This is a genomic window from Chryseobacterium sp. Tr-659 (genome assembly GCF_011752975.1).
Lineage (GTDB): Bacteria > Bacteroidota > Bacteroidia > Flavobacteriales > Weeksellaceae > Chryseobacterium.
Genome location: NZ_VWWP01000004.1, coordinates 231,593 through 254,940 on the forward strand (window position 1 = coordinate 231,593; position 23,348 = coordinate 254,940).

Here is a 23,348-nt window from a genome sequence, read left to right on the forward strand (position 1 = left end):
AAAAATTATTCCCTAATCATACAAAATCAGGAATTAAAATTACCTTTTGATACATAAACCACTTTTTTAGTATCAAAGAATTCTTCATCAAAATAGTTTTTAAGGTTGTAAATTTCACATTTAATTCCAGCAAGTTCTTCGGCAAGATCTCCTCCTTTTAAATATAAAATTCCATTATGTTTAGGATTAAACTGTTCTTTTTCAAACTTTCCTTTCAGCCATCTTAAAAATTCCGGCATCTGGGTAACCGCTCTGCTGACTACAAAGTGGAATTTTTCTTTCAGCTTTTCTGCTCTCCCATGAATGGCGGTTACATTTTTTAATCCGACTCCCTCGGATACAGCTTGTACTACACTGATTTTCTTTCCGATAGAATCAATTAAAGTAAATTGTGTTTCAGGAAACAAAATCGCCAGTGGAATCCCTGGAAAACCTCCTCCGGTCCCGATATCCAATACTTTTGTTCCCGGTGCAAATTCCATTACTTTTGCAATTCCCAACGAATGCAGGATGTGCTTTTCATACAGCGACTCCATATCTTTTCTGGAAATTACATTGATCTTTTCATTCCATTCATTGTATAGTTTTTCCAGTTGTGTAAACTGTTCCAACTGTGTTTCAGTAAGATCCGGGAAATATTTTAATAGTAACGATGCAGACATGTGAATTATTATAATCCGCAAAAATAAGTTTTATTTCTCTTGTATTCAAATCTACTTTTCATGATAAGGCCTGAAACCTGCTTTTTCCACCGTTTTTTATTTTGCAATTCCCGGAATTACAGGCACACTAAGATTTCCGGATTGACTGACTGTCTGAACGGCAAAAATATAGTTATCCTTTGACAACGGAATTTTGATCGAAAGCCCCGTTGTAAATATTTTTTTCTGCCACATCGGGCTATCTGTTTCCCGCACCAACACATAATATCCGGCTGGCACTCCTGATTTCGGTTTTTGCCAATGAAGCGTTGTAGAGTTCGTCAATTCTTTCACATCCATTTCCACCTGCTCCGGTTTCGAAGTGGACCTGGCGAGGTTTGCCAGAACAGCTATATTGGCCGCTACATTCTTTTTCAGGTACTTAAAATCTATAAATTCAGGCAAATCACCATACTGTTTATTGTTCTCAACTCTTATATCCTGATGCTGATGGTCATAGTTTTCGTAATATTCGGTAAGTCTTACAGATGGAAATCCATTGGTAACAAAACTCGTGTGATCTCCTCCACGCAAAAATCGGTCATTTCTGTAAATCAGTTTCACTTCAAGCCCTTTCACGTATTGTTCTGCAACTTCTTTGATGTATCTTGCCAATTGCCTTGACTCGCTGTCGTTTTCATATCCGAGATTCCTGATCATCATTGCTTTTTTGTCCAGCCCTGTATAAGGCAATCCTTCACTAAAAACCCGAAGCGTACGGGTGTTGACCTCTCCTGTTTCTCCAGCTTTGGGATTACCGATCATATCATTATTCAGAACAGCTTCCAATTGCCCGTTTTCTTTTTTTATTTTATCTGAAAGAAGTTTAGATCCTAACAGCGACTGTTCTTCTCCGGAAAATGCTACAAATATGACTGAAGCTGGGAATGAAGAGCTGCTTAATATCCTTGCCGCTTCTATTACTGCACTTACTCCACTCCCATCATCATTAGCACCGGGAGCTGCTGAAGTTCTGTTCATTACATCCGTTACTCTTGAATCGAGGTGTCCTCCAATCAGAAAGATCCTTTTATCATTAGGATCTGTACCTTTCAGAAAAGCAATGGCATTACCCAGATTTACGGCTTTATCAATACGCTTTCCGTCCGGCTGCAGATCTTCCTGCTGCAGATAGACTTCCATTCTTCCCCCTGAATTTTTCGCATAGTTTTTAAACTTTCCCAACACCCAGTTCCTCGCTGCACCAATTCCTTGCTTCGGATCATCAGTTGCACTTAAAGTATGCCGGGTCTGAAAACTCACCAATTTGCCAATGTATGATTTTAAAGAATCTTCATTTACCTGTTCAACATATCTTCTCACTTCATTATCCTTTGAATGTCTCTGAGAAAAGACAGTACAGGAAATCAGTAATAGTAAAACGGAATATTTCATAGCATGGATATTAAAGGGTTAAATATACGAAACACATGGTATCAAAAACATCCTTTTAGCCATATTGAAAGTATTTATTATCACCTGTCAAATTGTAAAAGTATTTTTCTAAAAAAGTACATTCACAATTAAGATTGACTAAAATTCTTATGGGAAAACAATATTTTTTCATACGCAATGATCTGGTAAAAACCTGACAAAAATCTTTAAAGCCAACCTACTTTTATTACTTCTGCAAGATGTTTTTATTATATATTTGTTAAAATTCAAAAAATACATGGATAAACTTTCAGATAGAGTAAAAAGACTAGGATACTCACAGACTTTTGTAATGTCTAACAAAGCCAGAGAAATGAAAGCCAGCGGAATAGATGTCATCAGTTTAACTCTTGGTGAACCGGATTTTGATGTTCCGGACAATATCAAACAAGCCGCATTCGATGCTATCAATCAAAACTACAGCCACTACTCTCCTGTTCCCGGTTTTCTGGAACTGCGCGAGGCTATTGCCTATAAATTAAAAAGAGACAACCACCTGGAATACAAACCTACACAGATTTGTGTCTCCAATGGTGCTAAACAGGCTATCTTAAATGTTCTGGCTGCAATCCTGAATGATGGTGATGAAGTTCTTCTTCCTGCTCCGTACTGGGTAAGCTATGATGAAATGGTTAAAATGATGGGCGGTACTTCGGTGATGCTTCCAACCTCTTATGTTACAGATTTCAAAGTTACCGCAGAACAGCTTGAAGAAGCGATTACGGATAAAACAAAAGCTGTACTTTTCAGTTCTCCATGTAATCCATCCGGAGGTTATTATACCTACGATGAATTAAAATCTATCGCAAAAGTAATCGCAAAATATCCACAGGTAACGATTATTTCTGATGAGATCTATGAATTCATCAATTATGAAACGAAAACAACCTCTATTGCTCAATTTCCTGAAGTTTATGAGCAGACCGCTGTCATTAACGGAATGTCAAAAGCCTTTGCAATGACGGGATGGAGAATCGGATATTCCGCATGTCCTGAATGGCTGGCAAAAGCCTGTGAAAAAGTACAGGGGCAAATGACAAGCGGAGCCAATACTATGGCACAGAGAGCATCTATTACTGCATTAAAAACAGATCCTTCCGAATACAGATATATGATTGATGCTTTCAAAAAGAGAAGAGATCTGGTTTACGAACTGATTCAGGAAATTCCTGGGTTTAAAGTATTACTGCCTAAAGCAGCATTCTACTTTTTCCCGGATATTTCTCATTATATCGGAAAAACATTAAATGGAACTGAAATCAAAAATTCGGATGATTTTGCCATGTTTCTTCTTGAAAATGCACATGTAGGCTGTGTAGGAGGCTATTCTTTCGGAAGCCCTGAATGTATCAGATTCTCGTATGCTGCCTCTGAAGAAGAACTGAGAGAAGCAATGAGAAGAATTAAGGAAGTATTGGAAAAATTCAATTAATAACCAATAAAAATAAAACACAACGGTAATGAATCTGTTAAAAAAACTAACTATCGCAACCAGTATTGCAGCGGCAAGTTTCGCAGGCTACGCTTACGGTCAGGATTTCCAATGGAAAGAAGCCACCTCCAACGGCTATAAGTACAAGTATGTAACCAATGATCCTACTTCGGCAAGATACTATACTTTAAAAAATGGATTAACTGTAATCCTGAGTCCTACGAATAAAGATCCAAGAATTCAGGCCTATATTGCTACAAAAGCAGGAAGTAAAACCGATCCCGCAGATCACACTGGTCTTGCCCATTATCTGGAGCATATGCTTTTTAAAGGAACAGATAAGTTCGGTTCTAAAGACTGGGCAAAAGAAAAACCTCTTTTAGACCAGATTGATGCACTTTATGAAAAGTATAACCAGACAAAGGACGAAACTAAAAGAAAGGAGATTTACAAAGAAATAGACAGAGTATCCGGAGAAGCTGCCAAATATGCGATCGCCAACGAGTATGATAAAATGATGGCCGGCATGGGTGCAGACGGAACCAATGCCTTTACTTCTTTTGAACAAACTGTATACACGGAAGATGTTCCTGCCAATGTGATTGATAAATTTCTTGCAGTACAGGCTGAAAGATTCAGAGAACCCGTTTTGAGACTTTTCCATACAGAGCTTGAAGCGGTATATGAAGAAAAAAACAGATCTCTTGATGATGACAGTGATAAAGTTTTCGATACCATGTTTGCCAGCCTTTTCCCTAATAACAATTACGGAAAACAAACTACCATTGGTACGATTGAGCATTTGAAAAATCCATCTCTTCACGCTATCAGAGATTATTATAACAGTTATTATGTTCCCAATAACATGGGGATCATCATGTCCGGAGATTTCAATCCTGATGAAGTGATTGCAAAGATTGACAAATCTTTCTCTTACATGAAATCTAAGGCAGTCCCTGAATACAAAGTAGGTCAGGAGAAGCCAATCACTGCTCCTGTTGTAAAAGAAGTGGTAGGACCCAACCCTGAAAGCGTTATGCTTGGTTTCAGATTCCCGGGGGCTTCTACTAAAGACGCCAGATTATTGAACCTTGTAGGAAATATGCTTACCAACGGACAGGCAGGACTCATCGATCTTGATCTTGTAAAGAAACAAAAGTTATTAGGTGCTTATGCTTTCCCTTATGCTTTAAAAGATTATTCTGTTTTACTATTACAGGGAAAACCAACTGAAGGACAGTCTTTGGATGAAGTAAAAAACCTTCTTCTTCAGGAAATTGACAAACTGAGAAAGGGAGAATTTTCTGATGACCTGATTCAATCTATCGTTAACAATGAAAAGAAGAATATCATTCAGAAAGATGAAAAATATTCATCAAGAGCAAGCAATCTGATGGATGAGTTCACCTCTGACGTTGACCATAGAGTAACTTTGGAATATGTTGAAGAAATCTCCAAGCTTACTAAAAAAGATATTATGGATTTCGCTTCCAAATATCTTCAAAACAATAATTATGTAGCGGTTTACAAAAAGAAGGGAGAAGACAAAAGCATTGTAAAAGTTGACAAACCTACTATTACACCTGTGTCCGTAAACAGAGAAGACCAGTCTCCTTTCCTTAAGAAGATCGACGAAATGCCGGAAAATCCAATTTCTCCGGTATGGCTGAATTATGATAAAGACATCGCTAAAAATAAATTAGGTGATGTAGATGTACTTTCCGTAAAGAATACAGATAATGCCCTCTTCAGAATGTATTATCATTTTGATTCAGGAAAATGGAATAACAAAATTCTTCCCTTAGCTGCAGAATATCTTCAGTATTTAGGAACTAAAGATAAATCTTCGGAAATCATCAGTAAAGAATTTTATAAACTTGCTTCAAGCTTTAACGTAAGCGCTGGAAATGAAGAAACTTATGTATCGCTGGAAGGTTTAAATGAAAACTTTGATAAAACCGCAGCTTTGTTTGAAGATCTGATCAAAAACTGCCAGGCAGATCAGGGAGCTCTTGATGCATATAAAGTAAGACTGAAGAAAGCAAGAGCCAATGCCAAGCAGAACAAGGCAACCATCATGTCCGGGCTCAGAAGCTACGCGCAATATGGAGCACAAAATCCTTTCAATAATGTTTTAAGTGATGCTGAACTTGATGCTTTAAAAGCTGAAGACCTGATCAATGTTCTTCATGACCTGTTTAACTTTAAGCATAAGGTATTATATTACGGACCGAAATCAGGAAACGAAATAGTTGCCTCTTTAAAGCCTGTACACAAGCTTCCCGCAACGCTGAAAGACCTTCCGAAGACAAAAACCTTTACTCAGATTCCGACAGATAAAAACAAGGTATTATTTGCCCATTATGATATGGTACAGGCTGAAGTTTTCTGGGTAAGAAATTCAGATCAATACAATCCTTCCACGACACCTACTGTAAGTTTATTCAACAGCTATTTCGGAGGTGGAATGGGGTCTATCGTATTCCAGACGATCAGAGAATCTAAAGCACTAGCCTACTCTACATATTCTTATTTTGCACTTCCAAGCAAAAAAACAGATAAGGATATGATCATGGCTTATGTAGGAACTCAGGCTGATAAATTCAACGAGTCCACAACAGCAATGAATGAGCTTTTGACTACTCTTCCAAAATCTGAGCAGTTATTTGAAACAGCAAAAAGCGGATTGAAAAAATCGATAGCTTCAGAAAGAATCACTCAGGATGGTATTATCTTCTCTTATTTAAAATCCCAAAGACTTGGAAACAATTTTGATATGAGAAAGAGTGTTTATGAACAGGCACCCAAACTGTCTTTTTCAGACATCAATACATTCCATGACAAGGAAATGAGAAATAAAAACTACACGTACTGCCTTGTTGCCTCTCAAGATAAAGTAAATGAGGCCGATATGCAGAAATTAGGTGAAGTAAAAAAACTTAATTTAACTGAAATTTTCGGTTACTAAAATGAACAAAAAGCCCTGGTATCAGGGCTTTTTATTTTATAAATAGCTAAAAACAATTATAGATTTTATTTATCAATATTAATTTGATTGATAGATGAATCTTTTATATCTTTGCACAAGAAATTTAAATATAAAAACAGAAAAATTATGTCTTTAGTAGGAAAAAAATTCCCAAATTTAACAATTGACGCAATGTCTGAAATGGGTGACGATCTTAAAATCAACATCCTTGATGAAGCAGTAAACAACCAGCAAAAAGTTCTTTTATTCTGGTACCCTAAAGATTTCACTTTCGTTTGTCCTACTGAGCTTCACGCTTTTCAGGAGGCTTTAGGTGAATTCGAAAAAAGAAACACTAAAGTAATCGGTGCATCTTGCGATACTAACGAAGTACACTTCGCTTGGTTGAACACACCAAAAGATAATGGAGGTATTGAAGGAGTAACTTACCCGCTTTTAGCTGATACACACAGACAATTGGCAAACACTTTAGGAATTGTAGATCAGGATTTCGAATATGACGAAGACGGAAACGAAATTTTCACAGGTTCTAACGTAACTTACAGAGCAACTTACCTTGTTGACGAAACTGGAAAAATTTTCCACGAAGCAGTAAACGATATGCCATTAGGAAGAAACGTAAAAGAATTCTTAAGACTGATCGACGCTTACACTCACGTTCAGAAACACGGTGAAGTATGTCCTGCAAACTGGGAAGAAGGAAAAGATGCTATGAAAGCTGACAGAACTTCTACTGCAGAATACTTAGCTAAAAATTAATATCTTAATTTTAATACAACAATGTAACAATCTAACGGTATAACAATTTTAAAAGTTAATTTTTTTGAATTGTTAGATTGGTCAATTTTCCAGATTGTTACATTGTTAAATTTCAACCCTTAAAATTTAACCACTTATGTACACAGAACTAACTGAAGATACATTACAGAATATAGTTAACGACAACGAAAAAGTAGTTGTTCAATATGGCGCAACATGGTGCGGAAACTGCAGAATTATGAAACCAAAATTCAAAAAGCTGGCATCAGAAAACGAAGCTATTCCATTTTTATATGTAGATGCTGAAAAGCTTCCTGAAAGCAGAAAATTAGCTAAAGTTGACAACCTGCCTACTTTCGCCATCTTTAAGAACGGAGAATTGGTAAACCAGGTTCAGTCTAATCAGGCAGAAAGTTTAATTAACCTTTTTAACGAACTAGCATAATGAAATTACCCGTAATCAGACAATTCTATCAGAATCAGACTCCTGAAAATCTTGAGAAGACATTAGAAGTTCTGGAAAGTTTCTGCGAATTCAGAGGAACAAGTGAAGAGGATTTAAACGTAGCAGGAGAACTTATTACCAACATATGCGGGGCCTTGGAGGTTCACGCCAATGTACAGAACGGAATGAGCGAAAAAGATGCTTTAAATTCTTTTGCACAAAAGGTTTTAGGTTCTATTGACAAATAACTTTTTAAAGGTTATAAAAACACAAAACAAAATACCTGAGGTTCTCCTCATTACTATACTTTTTCCTTATTCTTTAAGAATCTTTTTATTTTTCAACTGTAAAATGACTTCAAAAGACTTTAATCGGTCCCATGAAGCTTAGAGTTGCGTGGTAAATTTTTAAAGAATATCCAATAAAATCCCGGTGAAATCTCATCAGGATTTTTTGGGTTTACTTCTGAAAACACAAATTCTACCAACATCTTTGTATGAATTCCACGAATAAACAGATACGAAACCATTCCCTCTATACAACGCAATCATCTGTAATCATCAATGAAGCCTTCAGTTGTAAATCCAATATAAAACTCGTAATAAGTTTTGGCTAAAGCCATTACAAATCTGTCATAAAACAAACGAGCTAAGGCCCCGCTCCTATTGAATTTCTGCCACTTGTGAGATCATTTGAGCCATTTGTTTAAAAATCATTTGTATAAAAAAAAATCCCGATGAAAGTGTTCACCGGGACTGTTATTTTAAAGATAAGATCAACTCATCAGTTAGTTTCTTCTGCTCATCAGAATACTCAGAATATACCAAAATAGAAGCATGATAGAAGCAAAAAGCTGTAACGCCGCTCCTACGTACTGATTCGTACCAAATGAATCTTTCAGTTTACTTGTCTGATATAAGATTGTTGCCGAAGCCAGGATTACCATTCCAACAGAAAACCATAACCCAAGATTAAAACCGAATAACATACCTCCAACAATTAATCCGATTGAGATAAATCCTCCGATTACGATGATATTTCTTAAGAATGAAAAATCTCTTTTAGAAGTAAATGCAACCGCAGAAATTCCCGCAAACATAGCGACAGTTAAAGTAGCAGCCTGGAAAATTACATTCCCGCCACCGGTAATATTTGTAGCGATAAAAAGCAAAGGCATAAAGATAATTGCTTCTAAAAGGATATAAAATCCTAATCCCAAATACTGGGTAGATTTACTTTGTGAAAGAGACCATTTGGAAGCTAAAACGGACGCCAGCCAGAAAACTCCGATGATCAGCAGCCAGACATATCTCTGCCCGAACATCATGGCAATAATTTCCACAGGAACAGTTTTCAATAAAATCGTTTCAACACCAATAAAAGCAAGAATCGATAGAGCAACATGCAAATATGTCTTCTTGTAAAAATTCGCTTTCTCCACTTCGGAGGAATGAGCGACTAAAACATCTGTCATCATAGTTAATATTTTTAGTTAATCGAGAATAATTATTTATCTTTTTTAGCCGGCAATACTCCCAGAATCTTACCGTCATCTTCAAACACAGCGGAAATGACCTCTTTAGATTCTCCTGAATATCTGTATTTGATACTTGGATGATTAATTCCATCCATTGTTTTATAATATCCGGCTTTTAAAATCTCTAGTTTTTTATTCGGATCAATACCTTCTTTTACTTTTTTAAGAACATCATCCGTAACAATTTCCTTTACTTTTTCAGAAAGCAGACCATCAATTGCCTTACGGTCAGAAGCCTCTAAAGCACTTACAAACTTAAGGAAGTTCTCATTATACAAACTTACCTTATCTTTACTTATAGCAGCCGGCTGTTCTTTTTTCTGGTTAGGATCAGCCTTTGCCCCGGCAACTTTCTGAGCAAACATCAACTGTCCGGCTAAAATAGCAAGTCCAAGAAATATTTTTTTCATATTGGTTATTGTTATTTGGTGAAATAAGTGATGGAAGATACGAAAATCAGACCAGTTCCAAAAATTTCATAGTATCTACATTATCCGCATAAGTATCAAGTCCCGGATTTTGCGCTTCTCCAAACGAAATTGTATTCAATTCTAATTCTTCTTTAGCTACAACACACTGAATATTTGCTTCATTTTCCGCAATAAAGTTTTTAACATCCTCCAAAGATTCATATCTGCTGAAATTGATCACAGAAAGCGGACTAAAAAGTTTATCATCTTCCTTTAGCATAACAAAATTATTATCCCAGAATTTTTCCTGATTTAAAAGATAAACCGCTCTGTTATAATCATAATTATTTGCATATTTATTGTGATTGATGATATCCTGATAGCCTAAGAAATTTTCAAACAGCCTGTCGATAACAAAGTCTTCAGGTATAAAAATTCTCGTTACATTTCGGCATCCCAGCCCAAAATACTGGAAGATATCTTTTGCCAAAAGCTGTAGCTCTTCATCCGATTCGTCTCCTTTCAAAACCGCAACTGAGGTTCTGTTTTTACGAATAATACTCAAATGATTTTTAAAATAATATTCCAGGTATCTTGCCGTATTGTTACTTCCCGTAGCGATAACTGCATCGAAATTCTCTAATTTTTCTACAAATTCAAATGGTACATGATCTTCAGAAAATTCCTTCCATTTCTTTAGCAAGAACGGGATCAAATACTTATCCTTTGAAGACAGCTTAACCAGGGGAATATGATTGCTCAAAACCACAGAAACCACATCGTGAAACCCGACCAGCGGAATGTTGCCTGCAAGAATTAACCCTACTCTTTTTGAAACTTTAGAAATTGAATAATTTTTCAGCCATTTTTTGATATTATCTTCAGTCAAAAGATCAGCCCATTGCTGTAGAGCAAATTTCTGATTATCAATTGTAAACCACGGATTCTCTATTTCAGACCTTTTTAACAATAATTCAATATCAGCATCATCTTCATTGTGATATTCCGGTTTCTTCGCTAAAAACGCTTTTATATAATCACTTAATTTAATAAGTCCTAAAACTTGATTTTCGGTATTCATAATTACTTTAAAATTGGGGAATATTTTGTAATTTTGTGCAAATTTAAAAAAAATTAGCGATGGCTATTAAAATAACTGATGAATGCATTAACTGTGGGGCTTGTGAACCTGAATGTCCAAATAATGCAATATATGAAGGAGCTGTAGATTGGAAAGCTTCTGAAGGTACTACTCTTCAAGGTACGATCACAATGCCGTCGGGACTTACTGTAGATGCTGACGCACCACAAGAACCTGTAAGTGATGATGTATATTTCATTGTAACAGATAAATGTACCGAATGTAAAGGCTTCCATGAAGAACCACAGTGTGCGGCTGTATGTCCGGTAGACTGTTGTGTTCCTGACGAGGACCACGTAGAGTCTGAAGAAGCTCTGCTTAATAAAAAAGCGTTTTTACACGGCGAATAAAAAAAATTCCGTCTCATGATCTGTGAGGCGGCTTTTTTTAACCAAAATCCAATTAAACCAAAAATAAAGCAGAAAGGTTCACCCCCGGAAGCACTCAAAAAAATAACAATATGAACAAAAAGCACAACTTCAGCGCAGGACCATGTATTTTACCTCAGGAGGTATTTGAAAAATCAGCACAAGCCATTTTAGATTTTAACGGTATTGGGTTGTCACTTCTTGAAATTTCTCACAGAAGTAAAGATTTCGTAGCCGTAATGGATGAAGCCCGCGCCATTGTAAAAAGACTGATGAATCTGGGTGATGATTACGAAGTACTTTATCTTGGAGGGGGTGCCAGCATGCAGTTTGCAATGGTTCCTTATAACCTGCTGAAAGTAGGTGGAAAAGCCGCTTACCTGGATACAGGAACATGGGCAGCCGGAGCAATTAAAGAAGCTAAAAAACTGGGAACAGTAGATGTAGTAGGATCTTCAAAAGAAGAAAACTATTCTTTCATTCCTAAAGATTATACCATAGGTGCAGAATATGATTATTTCCACTGCACTTCCAACAATACGATTTACGGAACTCAGATGAAATCTTTCCCTGAAGTGGACACACTAATGGTTTGCGATATGAGTTCTGATATTTTCTCCAGACAACTGGATTTTTCTAAATTTGACCTGATCTATGCAGGCGCTCAGAAAAATATGGGACCTGCAGGTGTTACTTTAGTGGTAATAAAAAAAGAAATTCTTGGAAAAACAGGAAGAGAAAACATGCTTTCTATGCTGGATTATTCACAGCACATTTCTAAAGAATCCATGTACAATACGCCGCCGGTATTCCCTGTATATGCATCATTGCTTACCCTTCAGTATCTTGAAAGAAACGGAGGAATTGCAGCCGCAGAACAGAGAAACGAAGCCAAAGCTAAGCTTTTATATGATGAAATCGACAGCAACCCGTTATTCGAAACATTCTGTGTGAAAGAAGACCGTTCACTGATGAATGTTTCTTTCAAACTTACAGACGAAAGCAAGAAAGAACAGTTTGACAATGCATGGAAAGCAGCGGGTATCAGCGGATTAAACGGACACAGAAGTTTAGGCGGATACAGAGCTAGCTTATACAACGCACTGCCAATAGAAAGTGTTCAGGTTTTGGTGGATGTAATGAAATCTGTCAAATAATTTAAGCAATAAAAAATTCAAAGATTGAAAGATTGAGAAGCAGTTAATTTAATTTTATTAATTTGCGCCTCAGTTTTAAAATTTTGAAAAATTTAAATCTTTCAATCTTTAAATCAAATAACACATGAAAGTTTTAGCAAACGATGGAATTTCGAAAGCGGGAGAACAAGCTTTAAAAGAAGCCGGAATTGAAATTCTGGACAATAGAGTGGCCCAGGATCACGTTATTAATTTTATCAACGATAATAATGTGGATGTTCTTCTTGTAAGAAGTGCAACGAAAGTGAGACAGGATCTGATTGATGCATGCCCTCGTCTTAAGATCATAGGAAGAGGCGGAATCGGGATGGATAATATTGATGTAGACTATGCAAAAAGCAAAGGGATCAAAGTGATCAACACTCCTACTGCATCTTCAAAATCAGTAGCAGAGCTTGTTTTCGGACATTTCTTTTCGCTGGCAAGATTCCTTCATGAATCGAACAGACTAATGCCTTTGGAAGGAGAAACTCATTTCAATGCCATGAAAAAGTCATTCAGCAATGCGTATGAGCTTTCAGGAAAAACATTAGGAGTGATCGGCTTTGGAAGTATTGGCCAGGAAGTCGTAAAAATAGGAATTGCTTTAGGAATGAAAGTAAAAGTTCTGACAAGAAGCCCTAAAACAGAAGTTCTTACTCTGAATTTCTTTGACGGGCAGTCTGTGGACTTTGAAATCACGTCCACCAATGATACGGATGCATTCCTTAAAGATGCCGATTTTATCAGTATCAATACACCTAAGACGAATGAATATATTATAGATACCCCTCAGTTTGAAAAAATGAAAGATGGTGTCTATATTGTAAATACTGCAAGAGGCGGTGTCATCAATGAGGTGACATTAATTGATTTTATTGAATCAGGAAAGGTAGCCGGTGCGGCATTGGATGTTTTTGAAAATGAACCGAACCCTGAATTACCTTTACTGATGAATCCTGCATTATCCCTTTCTCCTCATGTTGGAGGAAATACAGTGGATGCGCAAGAGAAAATCGGTGTTGAACTTGCAGAACAAATTATTAAGCTACAAAAAGAAACTATAAGATAAATATGCCTGTTTTTAAACCTTTCCGTGGAATAAGACCTCATAGAGACTTCGAGAGTACTTTCCCTACCCATCCTCTGGATAATTTCACCCAGGAAGAGATTGCAGAGAAGGCTCAAGTTGAAAATACTTACATCAATATGATCAAACCATATGTTGTAAGTAAATCAAAAGATATTGACCGGAACCTGCGAAAGATCCGTTCTACATTTGAAGAACTTCTGGATGAAAAGAAATTAGTCCAGGACAATTCAGCCTACTATCTTTATGAGCAGATCTATCCCAATAAACAGGTGTTCCGAGGGCTTCTCGGCCTTGCCAGCATTGAAGATTTCTGGAATGGAAAAATCAAAAGACATGAAAGTACCATTCCGCAGAAAAAAGAGAAACTGGCGCATTACCTTGAAAAAGTAAGTCTGCAGGCAGAACCTGTACTTCTTACCTATCCTGCCAACTCAAAAATAGAGTTGCTGATGAATCATGAAGAAAAGAATGTTCCGATCTTCAATCATACAGATTCTATCGGTATCAGACATAAGATCTGGAGAATAGACAACCGTCTGAAGCTGCAGCAGTTTAAAGAAGTGATTGATCAGATTGATTCATTCTACATTGCTGACGGACACCACAGAATCGGCTCTACAGCTTTGAATGCTAAACGCCATAAGGAAAAAAACAAAAGACACAATGGTACAGAGCTTTATAACTTTGTATACAGTTTCATTGTTTCCAACCAATCTATTAAAATTCATGACTATAACAGGATTTTACACGATCTTAACGGGATTTCCAAGGAAGACTTCCTGAAACAGCTTGATCGGTATTTTCTTATCCATGAAAAAGGGGAAACACCATACTACCCTTCCCAGAAATTCCACATATCCATGTATCTGGATGGAAAGTTCTATTCACTTCACGTAAAACATGATCTTCGTTCCAAAGAAATGTCTCTGGATAATCTGGATCACCACCTTTTAGACAAATATATTTTTAAAGATATTTTAAAAATTGAAGATCCGGACAGCTCGGAATTAATTTCCTATGTAAAAGGAACTTCAAACATCAACGGAATCAATATTTTAAAAGAAAAGGTTGACAACGGTGAAGGCAAAGTCGGTTTTGGAATTTATCCCGTAAGTTTTAATGACATGATTAAAATTTCAGATCTAAAATTAAGCATGCCTCCGAAATGTACATTTATTGAGCCTAAATTGATTACAGCTCTGTTAATGTACGATATGAAACCTTAATAAATTCCCAATTTTTCCCTACTTTTATCATTGGAAAAAGAAAGGTAAATAAAAAATGAAAAAAATATTCATTATACTTCCACTCTTTTTGAGTGGATTTTTATTTTCTCAAAAAAAGCCCCAGAAAAAACCTGCTGGCAAAACGGCAATTCCAGTAAAATTAAATTATCACGAAGAATTCAGAAAGATCTCGGATGAGATCATGACCAATGGTAAGGCTTATGATAACCTGGGAGAACTCACGAAAGGCATCGGTCCACGTTTTAGTGCAACTCCAGGCTATACAAAAGCCGTAGAATGGGCTGAAAAAAAGCTCAAAGAAATTGGTATTGAAATGATATGGAGACAAGAAGCAAAAGCTCCGGTCTGGATCAGAGGAAAAGAATCTCTAGAGATAAAAGCCGGCAATGGAGACTGGAAAAATATCAGAATGCTTTCTTTCGGAAACTCTGAAGGAACCGGTGGAAAAGACCTTGTAGGGGAAATTGTTTTAATTAATTCCACTTCAGAGCTTAATGCAATGTCAATAGGCCAGTTAAAAGACAAAATAGTTTTCGTAAATGTTCCTATGGATCCGAAAATTATCAATACCAGTGATTCATATTTACAGACGGCAAAATCAAAATTAATCTCTGCTTCTGTGATTGCAAAAACAGGAGCAAAAGCATTAATTATAAGATCATTAACAACTGCTAATGATGATACTCCACATGCTAAAATGATATACTACGAACCAGAAGATAAAGTTAAGATACCTGCTTTATCAATAGGGGTAAGATCAGCAGATGAATTGGAAAAGGTATTAAAAAAGCAAAAAGTTACTGCCAAAATCAACATGACCGCCGAATCAAAGGGAGACACTACAAATCCCAACATTATTGCTGAAATTCAGGGTAAAAAAGATGCTAAAGTCATTGTTTTAGGTGCTCAGCTTGATTCATGGGATATTGGTGAAGGTGCAATTGATGATGGAACAGGTGTTGCTCAATGCATCGAGGTTTTAAGAGCATTTAAAGCTCTCGGATATCAAAATAATCATACCATACGGGTGGTCTTATACGCAAACAGTGAAAACGGAGGGCAAGGCCGTGAGATGTATGCTGCGTATGTGAAAAAGAAAGAAGAAAAACACATTTTTGCCTTAGGAACAGATGCAGGAGGTTATTCCCCACGAGGATTTTCTTTAGATATGTCACCTCAAAGAAGAAGACTGATTTATCCCTGGAAAGAATATTTTCTTCCTTATGGTGTTTATGATTTCGACCAGACAGAAGCAATACAGGATATTTCTCCTTTAAAGAAACTTGACATTCCTCTGGCAGAGCTTGTAGTAGACACACAGCGCTATTTTGACTACCATCATTCCGTAGAAGATACCTTTGATAAAGTAAATAAAAGAGAACTTCTTCTGGGTGCTGTTGCAATGACTCAATTAATTTTTATGATTGATAAGAATTGGTAATATGAAAAAGATCGCCAACCTTTCGTTAATAACTCTAGGAATCACTTTTCTATCCGGGCAAACCAAAGAAGATTCCATACAATTCAACAAAATTTCCACCGAAATTCTGAACCATGGAAAAGGATACAACGAATTGAGAGAGCTTACTAAAAACATCGGCCACCGTTTGAGCGGTTCGGAAGCTTATGAAAAATCCGTACAGTGGGCTGCTCAAAAACTTCGTGATGCCGGTGCAGATAAAGTATGGCTTCAGGAGGTAATGATTCCGGTCTGGGTAAGAGGAAAAGAATCATTATATATCAAAACAGACAACGGAAAATGGAAAAGCATCAGGATGCTTTCTTTAGGAAATTCCGAAGGAACAGGAGGAAAAGATGTTTCCGGTGAAATTATCATGGTAAAATCATTGGAAGAGTATGATCAACTTCCTGCTGAAAAAATAAAGAACAAGATCGTTTTTTTCAATTATCCTTTTAATCAGGGAAATGTACAGACTTTTATTTCTTATCGTGACGCAGGTGCTTACCGACGAACCGCAGCTTCATTAACCGCTAAAAAGGGAGGGAAGTTTGCCATCATCCGGTCACTATCTTCAGCGTTTGATGATGTTCCTCATACAGGGAATATGCGATATGATGAAAACATTCCAAAAGTCCCTGCAGTTACTATCGGAAATACTTCTGCAGATGAGCTGGAAGCCCTGCTGAAAAGCCAGAGAATAATGGCTAAGCTTAATTCCAACTGCGGTATGAAAGGGGAGAAACTCTCCCACTCTGTTATGGGTGAAATTACCGGAAAAAAAGACAACAGTGTAATTGTTGTGGGCGGCCATCTCGATTCGTGGGATGTGGGTGAAGGCGCACATGATGATGGTTCAGGAATTGTTCAGAGCATTGAAGTTTTAAGAACTTTTAAAAAATTAGGAATACAAAATAACCATACCATCCGCGCTGTTTGTTTTGCCAACGAAGAAAACGGTACAAAAGGCGGGAAACAATATGGTAAAATAGCTAAAGACAACAACGAAAAACACCTTTTTGCCATAGAATCCGATGCCGGAGGCTTTTCTCCGAGAGGAATTTCCCTGGAAATGGATAATGTAAAAAGAAAACAGATTCAAAGCTGGATTACTCTCTTTTTACCTTATGGTGTTTATAATTTTGAAGGAAAATATTCAGGTTCAGACATTGCCCCACTGCATGAGATGGGTGTTCCAACCGCTGAACTGGTTCCAGATCCTCAACGTTATTTTGATATTCACCATACAGAAGAAGATACTTTTGAAAAAGTCAACCGAAGAGAACTATTACTTGGCTCTGCGGTGATGACACAACTTATTTATATGATTGATAAAAATTGGTAAACCATGAAAAAGATATTAGGTACTTCATTATTACTTTTCGGAATGGCTGCTTTTGGACAGTCTAAAGAAGATTCTATCCAATTCAGAAAAATCTCCACAGAGATTTTAAATAATGGGAAAGGATATACTGAACTGAGAGAACTGACAAAAAACATCGGCCACCGTCTGAGCGGTTCCGAAGCCTATGAAAAAGCCGTAAAATGGGCAGAACAGAAACTTCGCGATGCCGGCGCAGACAAAGTATGGCTTCAGGAAGTGATGATTCCGGTTTGGGTAAGAGGAAAAGAATCATTACACATAAAAACAGGCAATGGAAATTGGAAAAGCCTCAAAATGCTTTCCCTTGGAAACTCTGAAGGAACAGGTGGAAAAGATATTTCAGGAGAAATCATTATGGTAAAATCTATGGAAGAATATGATAAACTTCCTGCAGAAAAGGTGAAAGATAAAATCTTATTTTTCAACTACCCTTTCAGCCAGTCTTTCATAGAAACATTCAAAGGATACAGTGATGCTTCCAAATACAGAACTACAGCCGCTTCTTTAACAGCCAAGAAAGGAGGAAAATTTGCGATCATCCGATCCCTTTCTTCAGCCTTTGACGATGTTCCGCATACCGGAGCAATGCGCTACGAAGACAAGGTTTCCAAAATACCTGCAGTAGCCATTGGAAGCACAACAGCAGATGAACTGGAAGCTTTATTGAAAAATGGGAAAATAGCTGCTAAGCTTAATTCCAACTGCGGTATGAAAGGGGAGAAACTCTCCCACTCTGTCATCGGTGAAATTACCGGTAAAAAAGACCAAAGTGTAATTGTTGTAGGCGGACACCTGGATTCATGGGACGTAGGAGAAGGTGCACACGATGATGGTTCCGGAATTGTTCAGAGTATTGAAGTTTTAAGAACATTCAAGAAATTAGGAATTCAAAACAATCACACCGTCAGAGTAGTTTGCTTTGCTAATGAAGAAAATGGAGTAAAAGGTGGAATCCAATATGGTAAAACAGTTAAAGAGAAAAATGAAAAGCATCTTTTTGCTATAGAAACCGATGCAGGGGGTTTTGCACCAAGAGGTATCGCCCTGGATATGGATGATACGAAAAGAAAACAGATCCAAAGCTGGTCTGCTCTTTTCCTGCCTTATGGGGTTTATAATTTTGAAGAAAGATTTTCCGGAACAGATCTTTATCCGCTTCATGACATGGGAATTCCTGCTGCAGAACTGATGCCGGATTCTCAGCGTTATTTTGATATTCATCATACAGAAGAAGATACCTTTGAAAAAGTGAACCGTAGAGAACTTTTATTGGGTGCAGCTACTCTGACACAGATTATTTATATGATTGATAAGAATTGGTAAAATATGAAACCGCCTTATTGGCGGTTTTTCTGCTTTCTTAGCTTTTGCATTTCTTTTTTAGTTTTTATTTTACGTTTATGCAAAAAATTCCTCCATACATGACCAATTCCTCCTCCGGACTCCCAGTTAATATCAAACTTCCCTCCTTCCCATACGTAGACTGGTATTGTAATTTTGGAATGAAACATAGGTGGATTATCTTTTATCTTAGCAAAATAATCAGGCTCCAAATGTGATTTTCTAAAGTATTGAATTTCTATAATCGTCTTACGTTTATCAGCTCGAAAAACGTAGAGAGTTACATCGTAAAGATCATACAGCTCTTTATGTAAAAGTTTCAGTGCCGAATCTAAAGACAGCAATGTTTTTAAATTATTTAATCTTTTCCGGGACTTCAACCGTTCAAATGAGTTTGCACCTTCAAACTCATTAAAATCAGACAAAATGAAGAATAAATTGGGCGAAATTTGATTCCAACAATATATACTGGACAACTTTAAAAGATTATCAATAGTATGTTGAATATTTTCCTTTAAATTTTTCGGTATTATCATAAATTTGAAAAATTATTTAAATATAAAAATAATCTTTTTTCTTCGTTTAAGGAAATAACCCTTAAAAACAACTGATACACAACATCATACAATCATTTCACCCAAATCGTTAATTGTGAAATAATCATTTTGGCATGATATTCGCATGTACTGTTATGAGAAAAAATTAAAAAAGCACTAAGGATGAGAAAAGAGGTTTTCTGTGGATTTTCAGTTTTCCACTGATTCAAGTTCATATTGATGTATATGAATCCTTTTTTTTCTACGATGCCGTAAAAGATACGGGTCCGTGATTAACTAACCCCCGTTGGTTTTTCGCAGCAATTTTGCACCCCGTATCTAACTGGTATCATCAATAACCAGGAATCTTTATTGATTCAAAAAAAACAAAAATATCCCGGACTTTTAGCCCGGTATCATAATATAAATAAATGGCAAAGTCATCGTGAACCTTAGCCCTGTAAAGGAATTTATTCTTTTTACCGTGATGAACGCGCCTTTATCTTTAATTAATTGTATAACCCTTAAAATGTTAGTAATGATGAGAGCCTTTTTTGAAATGATTTTTAAGAGAAATGAAGATGCTGCAAAATTGCATGTATGGAGCCTATTGTTGGTGTTGAGTTTTGCTGCTTTTTCGGTATTAGTATACATCTCGAAACCAAGCTTAAACAGCTTAATAATATATCTGACCGCCTTTGCCGCTTATATCGGCTTTGGTCTTGTATTCATCAGTTCCCTAGCCGGAACAAGGATGAAGAAAGGTTTCGGCAGAGACATATAACTTTCAATTTATTTTTACTAGAAAAACCGCCCTGTTTATTGAGGGCGGTTTTTTATTTTGATATTAAAGGTTACATTTTTATAGTTAAGCCCGAATTTATAAATACCTACTTCTACAACCTTATGGGAAACCGTATTTTCATAGCATTTCCAACAAAAAAGCCACTCCCTCCGGAGCAGCTCTGTGATAACAACAAAGTTATCGTAACATCGTAAAAACTTATTCTTTAAACAGATCCTTCATCATTTCATCAAGGATCTTTTTTGTTTCTTCTTCAATCATTTTTCCGGATTTCTCAACCATTTTCTCCCGGAAAGGATCACAACAGGCTTTTATTCCGAAACCTTCATCTGTTTTTACAAATTCCGGATGCAGACCGTGTTCTTCACACACCTCAGATTCAATTTCCTGTTTAATTAAATTATAATTCAGATCAAGCATATTTTTATTTATAAGTGACGGATAAAGATAGAAGTAATATAATGTTACCGAAATCCGTATTTCTACGGTATTTTTTATCAACAAAAAACCGTCTTCTTCAGACGGCATTATTTTTATACAAGAATCGATATTTACGGCTTTACCTTCTAAAATTTATCCAGAATTTTCTTCGGTAAGATTTTCACCAGTTCTTTTTTATATTCCTTTTCAAGAATAACAAATTTCCATCCCTTTTTATCTTTTGAAACAGCACAGGCTTTCATATTCGCATTGATGAGATATGAACCTTCGGCGGCTAAATATTTTACATTATTCGCCCCATATTTGGTTGTTAAAGCGCTGTTCATTTTCTTTTTCATGTCATCATTTAACGAACTGACATTGCATTTCAGTTTCAAAAAATAATTGGCTATGGAAAAATACTCACCCGTAATAAGCTCAGGCTTTTCAATATTTCCAAATTTCAAATCCTGTACTTCAATTTTCATGAATGGATTATTGTAAGTCATATTCAAAATCTGAGTCATCTGCTCTTTTGAAACGATAGTGAAGAATTTTGGATATATACCGTCTACTGCTTGATCTATCTGTTTAGATTTAATACTGTTTACAAAATAAGTAAGTGATTTTTGTATCGCTGTCTCGTCAAGATTGGCTTTGGTCTGTGAAAAAGCCATAAATGACAATAGAACAAAGAGAAACAGAAGTGATTTAGTTTTCATTATTTAATAGTTGTACAAATTTTAAAATTACTTTTTACTGGAAAAACTATTATTCTTTCCAGATATTAAAATGTGTCGCAATACGTATGCAAATCGTTACAGTATGTATTTGAGGCGAATAAAAAAAGCCATCCTTTAGGACGGCTTTTGATAATATTTTGAAGATTCAATTATTTTACTTTTACAAGCTCAACATCGAAAACTAACCAAGAGTTTGGCGGGATTACCCCTCCTGCTCCTCTTTCTCCGTAAGCCATTGCCGGCGGGATCAATAATGTAGCAGTTTCACCTTCTTTCAACAACAGGATTCCTTCATCCCATCCTTTGATTACTCTTCCCATTCCGATTGGAATTTCGATAGGCTCATTTCTTTTGAATGAAGAATCAAATTCAGTTCCGTCTACTAATTTACCTGCATAGTGCACAGATACGTTATCACCTGCTTTTGGAGCTTTACCATCAGCCGTTTTTGTGATTTTGTAATAAAGACCTGATTCTGTTTTTTGCATACCAGCTTTTAAGTTCTCTACTAATTTCTCCTGGTTTGCTTTAAACTCTTCTTCTTTTTTCTTTCTTTCCGCTTCTTCTTTAGCGATGAAAGCTTTATTATTTTCTGCGATTTTAGCTTTTCCTTCGTTGAAAGTTTTAGCTGCATCGTAGTTTTTATACTCATCTCCTTTACCGAAAACAGAAACCTTTTCAAGAACGATATCAGTTTTAGGCTTATCCTGAGCTCCTTTTTCAACATTAGCAATCGCATCGATTACTTCGGTACCTTTCACTACTTTACCGAAGATCGTATGTCTTCCGTCTAACCAAGGTGTAGCTACTTCACAGATGAAGAACTGAGAACCGTTCGTGTTAGGACCTGAGTTCGCCATAGAAAGAATACCTTTTCCTGTATGCTTAAGATCATTTTTCTCATCTTCGAATTTATATCCAGGATCTCCCATTCCAGTTCCTTTAGGATCACCTCCCTGGATCATGAAATCTTTGATCACTCTGTGGAAAATAGTTCCATCATAGTAAGGAACTCCTTTAGCCTTAGCTTTGTTGTCGATTTTCCCTTCTGCAAGACCGATAAAGTTGGCCACAGTTACTGGTGCTTTCTTATCCTCAAACTTTACAATCATGTTACCTTTTGTAGTTTGAAGGTTGGCATAAAGTCCGTCATTAAGACCTTCGTAAGTTTCTTTGTCTACGTTCATTTTTTTATAAATTGGGGTACAACTCATCAGCGAAACACTTGCCGCTGCCAGAATTATATTCTTGTTAAACAATTTCATGTATTAAAGTGCTTTTAATTTTATGATTAATGGAATATCGTTATCTATTTTCTTTTCATCTCCAAAGGTTCCGTAAGCCAAAGAAGACGGCACTAAAAGCGTTACTTCCTCTCCATCCTGTATAAAACGCAAAGCATTTTCCACCGCTTTCAGTTCATCAAAGTGCCCGAATCTGGCATCTCTTCTTTCAAAAGGCTGATCATAGATTTTGGTTTGGTCAAAATCATACAGATCATAAGAATAGGAAATCAAAGTTTCATCTTTTCTTCTTTCCCTCTGATCATAACCTTCTACCGTTACCCAGTAATTAAGCTGTGTAGGATAATATTTCACTGGCTGGCCATTGATCCAATCCTGAATCTGTCCTCGTTCTATAAGGTTCAGATTTTTCATCCTGTTTTTAGAAACATCCAGATCTTTCTGGCTTAAAACCCCGCCAACCGGTGGGTGGGCAGTCTGTGTATTTCTATTACAGCTCAACAGGCTTATGGCTGATATGAAGAGTAATTTTTTCATAAACTTTTGCGAAAATACACATTTCAAGAATCAATTACAAAACTTATCTAGGATTTGCAAAAACAATTTCATAAGAATAAAAATCTATGCTCAACTTCTGCTAAAACAATTTAAACTTTTAAGCTGAATTTAAACTTTTAAGAAAATT

The 23,348-nt window shown here is 36.4% G+C and carries 23 protein-coding genes; 13 read left to right on the forward strand and 10 right to left on the reverse strand.

Features of this window, described 5'->3' with window-relative positions; translation table 11 throughout:
* Positions 1-26: 26 nt before the first annotated feature.
* Positions 27-662: a 16S rRNA (guanine(527)-N(7))-methyltransferase RsmG gene (rsmG, locus tag F3J23_RS11615; protein ID WP_167028722.1), complete on the reverse strand. Its 636-nt coding sequence runs from the start codon at positions 660-662 to the stop codon at positions 27-29.
* A gap of 96 nt (positions 663-758) precedes the next feature.
* Positions 759-2,096 carry a M20/M25/M40 family metallo-hydrolase gene (locus tag F3J23_RS11620; protein WP_167028725.1) on the reverse strand — a complete coding sequence of 446 codons (1,338 nt, stop codon included), beginning with the start codon at positions 2,094-2,096 and terminating at the stop codon, positions 759-761.
* A 277-nt stretch (positions 2,097-2,373) separates the two neighbouring features.
* Between F3J23_RS11620 and F3J23_RS11625 the strand changes: the two genes are divergently transcribed.
* The 5 genes from F3J23_RS11625 (at position 2,374) to F3J23_RS11645 (ending at position 8,008) form a co-directional block, all read left to right on the forward strand.
* Positions 2,374-3,567 (forward strand): pyridoxal phosphate-dependent aminotransferase, encoded by a 1,194-nt coding sequence (locus F3J23_RS11625; protein ID WP_167028728.1) that lies wholly within the window; start codon positions 2,374-2,376, stop codon positions 3,565-3,567.
* 28 nt (positions 3,568-3,595) lie between these two features.
* Positions 3,596-6,535, forward strand: coding sequence for a M16 family metallopeptidase (locus tag F3J23_RS11630; protein WP_167028731.1), 2,940 nt, complete (start codon positions 3,596-3,598; stop codon positions 6,533-6,535).
* A gap of 147 nt (positions 6,536-6,682) precedes the next feature.
* Positions 6,683-7,315 (forward strand): peroxiredoxin, encoded by a 633-nt coding sequence (locus F3J23_RS11635; RefSeq protein ID WP_167028734.1) that lies wholly within the window; start codon positions 6,683-6,685, stop codon positions 7,313-7,315.
* A 136-nt stretch (positions 7,316-7,451) separates the two neighbouring features.
* Positions 7,452-7,760 carry a thioredoxin family protein gene (locus F3J23_RS11640; RefSeq protein ID WP_027375262.1) on the forward strand — a complete coding sequence of 103 codons (309 nt, stop codon included), beginning with the start codon at positions 7,452-7,454 and terminating at the stop codon, positions 7,758-7,760.
* Positions 7,760-8,008: a DUF6952 family protein gene (locus F3J23_RS11645; RefSeq protein ID WP_002980002.1), complete on the forward strand. Its 249-nt coding sequence runs from the start codon at positions 7,760-7,762 to the stop codon at positions 8,006-8,008. Before F3J23_RS11640 ends, F3J23_RS11645 begins: the two co-directional genes overlap by 1 nt.
* 539 nt (positions 8,009-8,547) lie before the next feature.
* Here the strand turns inward: F3J23_RS11645 and F3J23_RS11650 are convergent.
* Genes F3J23_RS11650 through F3J23_RS11660 form a run of 3 tightly spaced genes read right to left on the reverse strand, consistent with a single transcriptional unit; the run spans position 8,548 to position 10,788 of the window.
* The gene (locus F3J23_RS11650; protein WP_167028737.1) at positions 8,548-9,237 is read right to left on the reverse strand and encodes a Bax inhibitor-1 family protein; all 690 of its coding nucleotides are present in this window, start codon (positions 9,235-9,237) and stop codon (positions 8,548-8,550) included.
* 29 nt (positions 9,238-9,266) lie between these two features.
* On the reverse strand, positions 9,267-9,707 hold the full coding sequence (locus tag F3J23_RS11655) for a peptidylprolyl isomerase (RefSeq protein WP_194303849.1): 441 nt from the start codon (positions 9,705-9,707) through the stop codon (positions 9,267-9,269).
* A 46-nt stretch (positions 9,708-9,753) separates the two neighbouring features.
* Positions 9,754-10,788, reverse strand: a complete 1,035-nt coding sequence (locus tag F3J23_RS11660) for an acyl-CoA reductase (RefSeq protein WP_167028740.1) — start codon at positions 10,786-10,788, stop codon at positions 9,754-9,756.
* Positions 10,789-10,847: 59 nt separating this feature from the next.
* Here F3J23_RS11660 and F3J23_RS11665 point away from each other — a divergent pair, with 59 nt between their 5' ends.
* The 7 genes from F3J23_RS11665 to F3J23_RS11695 all read left to right on the forward strand — a co-directional run bounded on the left by F3J23_RS11665 (position 10,848) and on the right by F3J23_RS11695 (position 18,897).
* On the forward strand, positions 10,848-11,198 hold the full coding sequence (locus F3J23_RS11665) for a 4Fe-4S binding protein (RefSeq protein ID WP_167028743.1): 351 nt from the start codon (positions 10,848-10,850) through the stop codon (positions 11,196-11,198).
* 110 nt (positions 11,199-11,308) lie between these two features.
* On the forward strand, positions 11,309-12,373 hold the full coding sequence (serC, locus tag F3J23_RS11670) for a 3-phosphoserine/phosphohydroxythreonine transaminase (RefSeq protein WP_167028747.1): 1,065 nt from the start codon (positions 11,309-11,311) through the stop codon (positions 12,371-12,373).
* Between the two features lie 124 nt (positions 12,374-12,497).
* Positions 12,498-13,463 (forward strand): D-2-hydroxyacid dehydrogenase, encoded by a 966-nt coding sequence (locus F3J23_RS11675; RefSeq protein WP_167028750.1) that lies wholly within the window; start codon positions 12,498-12,500, stop codon positions 13,461-13,463.
* Between the two features lie 2 nt (positions 13,464-13,465).
* Positions 13,466-14,710: a DUF1015 domain-containing protein gene (locus tag F3J23_RS11680; RefSeq protein ID WP_167028753.1), complete on the forward strand. Its 1,245-nt coding sequence runs from the start codon at positions 13,466-13,468 to the stop codon at positions 14,708-14,710.
* Between the two features lie 55 nt (positions 14,711-14,765).
* The gene (locus tag F3J23_RS11685) at positions 14,766-16,172 is read left to right on the forward strand and encodes a M28 family peptidase (RefSeq protein ID WP_167028756.1); all 1,407 of its coding nucleotides are present in this window, start codon (positions 14,766-14,768) and stop codon (positions 16,170-16,172) included.
* 1 nt (position 16,173) lies between these two features.
* Entirely contained in the window at positions 16,174-17,535 is a 1,362-nt protein-coding gene (locus F3J23_RS11690) for a M28 family peptidase (protein ID WP_167028759.1), read from the forward strand.
* Between the two features lie 3 nt (positions 17,536-17,538).
* The gene (locus tag F3J23_RS11695) at positions 17,539-18,897 is read left to right on the forward strand and encodes a M28 family peptidase (protein ID WP_167028762.1); all 1,359 of its coding nucleotides are present in this window, start codon (positions 17,539-17,541) and stop codon (positions 18,895-18,897) included.
* Positions 18,898-18,911: 14 nt separating this feature from the next.
* On the opposite strand, the gene F3J23_RS11700 is transcribed toward F3J23_RS11695, so the two are convergent.
* A complete protein-coding gene (locus F3J23_RS11700; RefSeq protein WP_167028765.1) occupies positions 18,912-19,451 on the reverse strand; it encodes a hypothetical protein in 540 nt (179 codons plus the stop codon).
* A 538-nt stretch (positions 19,452-19,989) separates the two neighbouring features.
* On the opposite strand from F3J23_RS11700, the gene F3J23_RS11705 reads away from it, so the two are divergent.
* Positions 19,990-20,235 (forward strand): hypothetical protein, encoded by a 246-nt coding sequence (locus F3J23_RS11705; protein ID WP_167028768.1) that lies wholly within the window; start codon positions 19,990-19,992, stop codon positions 20,233-20,235.
* Between the two features lie 219 nt (positions 20,236-20,454).
* Here F3J23_RS11705 and F3J23_RS11710 read toward each other — a convergent pair whose 3' ends face one another.
* The 4 genes from F3J23_RS11710 to F3J23_RS11725 form a co-directional block, all read right to left on the reverse strand.
* On the reverse strand, positions 20,455-20,784 hold the full coding sequence (locus F3J23_RS11710) for a hypothetical protein (RefSeq protein ID WP_167028771.1): 330 nt from the start codon (positions 20,782-20,784) through the stop codon (positions 20,455-20,457).
* A 38-nt stretch (positions 20,785-20,822) separates the two neighbouring features.
* Positions 20,823-21,398: a hypothetical protein gene (locus tag F3J23_RS11715; RefSeq protein ID WP_167028773.1), complete on the reverse strand. Its 576-nt coding sequence runs from the start codon at positions 21,396-21,398 to the stop codon at positions 20,823-20,825.
* 170 nt (positions 21,399-21,568) lie between these two features.
* Complete coding sequence (locus tag F3J23_RS11720; protein ID WP_228455328.1) at positions 21,569-22,606, reverse strand: peptidylprolyl isomerase; 1,038 nt, start codon at positions 22,604-22,606, stop codon at positions 21,569-21,571.
* Between the two features lie 81 nt (positions 22,607-22,687).
* Positions 22,688-23,200 (reverse strand): FKBP-type peptidyl-prolyl cis-trans isomerase, encoded by a 513-nt coding sequence (locus F3J23_RS11725; RefSeq protein WP_167028776.1) that lies wholly within the window; start codon positions 23,198-23,200, stop codon positions 22,688-22,690.
* Between the last annotated feature and the right edge of the window lie 148 nt (positions 23,201-23,348).

What these genes read in the sequence shown, in the direction of transcription:
- F3J23_RS11625 (WP_167028728.1), top strand. Translation starts at nt 2,374, where the DNA reads ATGGATAAACTTTCAGATAGAGTAAAAAGACTAGGATACTCACAGACT.
- F3J23_RS11705 (WP_167028768.1), top strand. Translation starts at nt 19,990, where the DNA reads ATGATGAGAGCCTTTTTTGAAATGATTTTTAAGAGAAATGAAGATGCT.
- F3J23_RS11715 (WP_167028773.1), bottom strand. Translation starts at nt 21,398, where the DNA reads ATGAAAACTAAATCACTTCTGTTTCTCTTTGTTCTATTGTCATTTATG.
- rsmG (WP_167028722.1), bottom strand. Translation starts at nt 662, where the DNA reads ATGTCTGCATCGTTACTATTAAAATATTTCCCGGATCTTACTGAAACA.
- F3J23_RS11660 (WP_167028740.1), bottom strand. Translation starts at nt 10,788, where the DNA reads ATGAATACCGAAAATCAAGTTTTAGGACTTATTAAATTAAGTGATTAT.
- F3J23_RS11620 (WP_167028725.1), bottom strand. Translation starts at nt 2,096, where the DNA reads ATGAAATATTCCGTTTTACTATTACTGATTTCCTGTACTGTCTTTTCT.
- F3J23_RS11655 (WP_194303849.1), bottom strand. Translation starts at nt 9,707, where the DNA reads ATGAAAAAAATATTTCTTGGACTTGCTATTTTAGCCGGACAGTTGATG.
- F3J23_RS11635 (WP_167028734.1), top strand. Translation starts at nt 6,683, where the DNA reads ATGTCTTTAGTAGGAAAAAAATTCCCAAATTTAACAATTGACGCAATG.
- F3J23_RS11665 (WP_167028743.1), top strand. Translation starts at nt 10,848, where the DNA reads ATGGCTATTAAAATAACTGATGAATGCATTAACTGTGGGGCTTGTGAA.
- F3J23_RS11695 (WP_167028762.1), top strand. Translation starts at nt 17,539, where the DNA reads ATGAAAAAGATATTAGGTACTTCATTATTACTTTTCGGAATGGCTGCT.
- F3J23_RS11650 (WP_167028737.1), bottom strand. Translation starts at nt 9,237, where the DNA reads ATGATGACAGATGTTTTAGTCGCTCATTCCTCCGAAGTGGAGAAAGCG.
- F3J23_RS11720 (WP_228455328.1), bottom strand. Translation starts at nt 22,606, where the DNA reads ATGAACGTAGACAAAGAAACTTACGAAGGTCTTAATGACGGACTTTAT.
- F3J23_RS11725 (WP_167028776.1), bottom strand. Translation starts at nt 23,200, where the DNA reads ATGAAAAAATTACTCTTCATATCAGCCATAAGCCTGTTGAGCTGTAAT.
- F3J23_RS11680 (WP_167028753.1), top strand. Translation starts at nt 13,466, where the DNA reads ATGCCTGTTTTTAAACCTTTCCGTGGAATAAGACCTCATAGAGACTTC.
- F3J23_RS11685 (WP_167028756.1), top strand. Translation starts at nt 14,766, where the DNA reads ATGAAAAAAATATTCATTATACTTCCACTCTTTTTGAGTGGATTTTTA.
- serC (WP_167028747.1), top strand. Translation starts at nt 11,309, where the DNA reads ATGAACAAAAAGCACAACTTCAGCGCAGGACCATGTATTTTACCTCAG.
- F3J23_RS11675 (WP_167028750.1), top strand. Translation starts at nt 12,498, where the DNA reads ATGAAAGTTTTAGCAAACGATGGAATTTCGAAAGCGGGAGAACAAGCT.
- F3J23_RS11700 (WP_167028765.1), bottom strand. Translation starts at nt 19,451, where the DNA reads ATGATAATACCGAAAAATTTAAAGGAAAATATTCAACATACTATTGAT.
- F3J23_RS11710 (WP_167028771.1), bottom strand. Translation starts at nt 20,784, where the DNA reads ATGCCGTCTGAAGAAGACGGTTTTTTGTTGATAAAAAATACCGTAGAA.
- F3J23_RS11630 (WP_167028731.1), top strand. Translation starts at nt 3,596, where the DNA reads ATGAATCTGTTAAAAAAACTAACTATCGCAACCAGTATTGCAGCGGCA.
- F3J23_RS11645 (WP_002980002.1), top strand. Translation starts at nt 7,760, where the DNA reads ATGAAATTACCCGTAATCAGACAATTCTATCAGAATCAGACTCCTGAA.
- F3J23_RS11640 (WP_027375262.1), top strand. Translation starts at nt 7,452, where the DNA reads ATGTACACAGAACTAACTGAAGATACATTACAGAATATAGTTAACGAC.
- F3J23_RS11690 (WP_167028759.1), top strand. Translation starts at nt 16,174, where the DNA reads ATGAAAAAGATCGCCAACCTTTCGTTAATAACTCTAGGAATCACTTTT.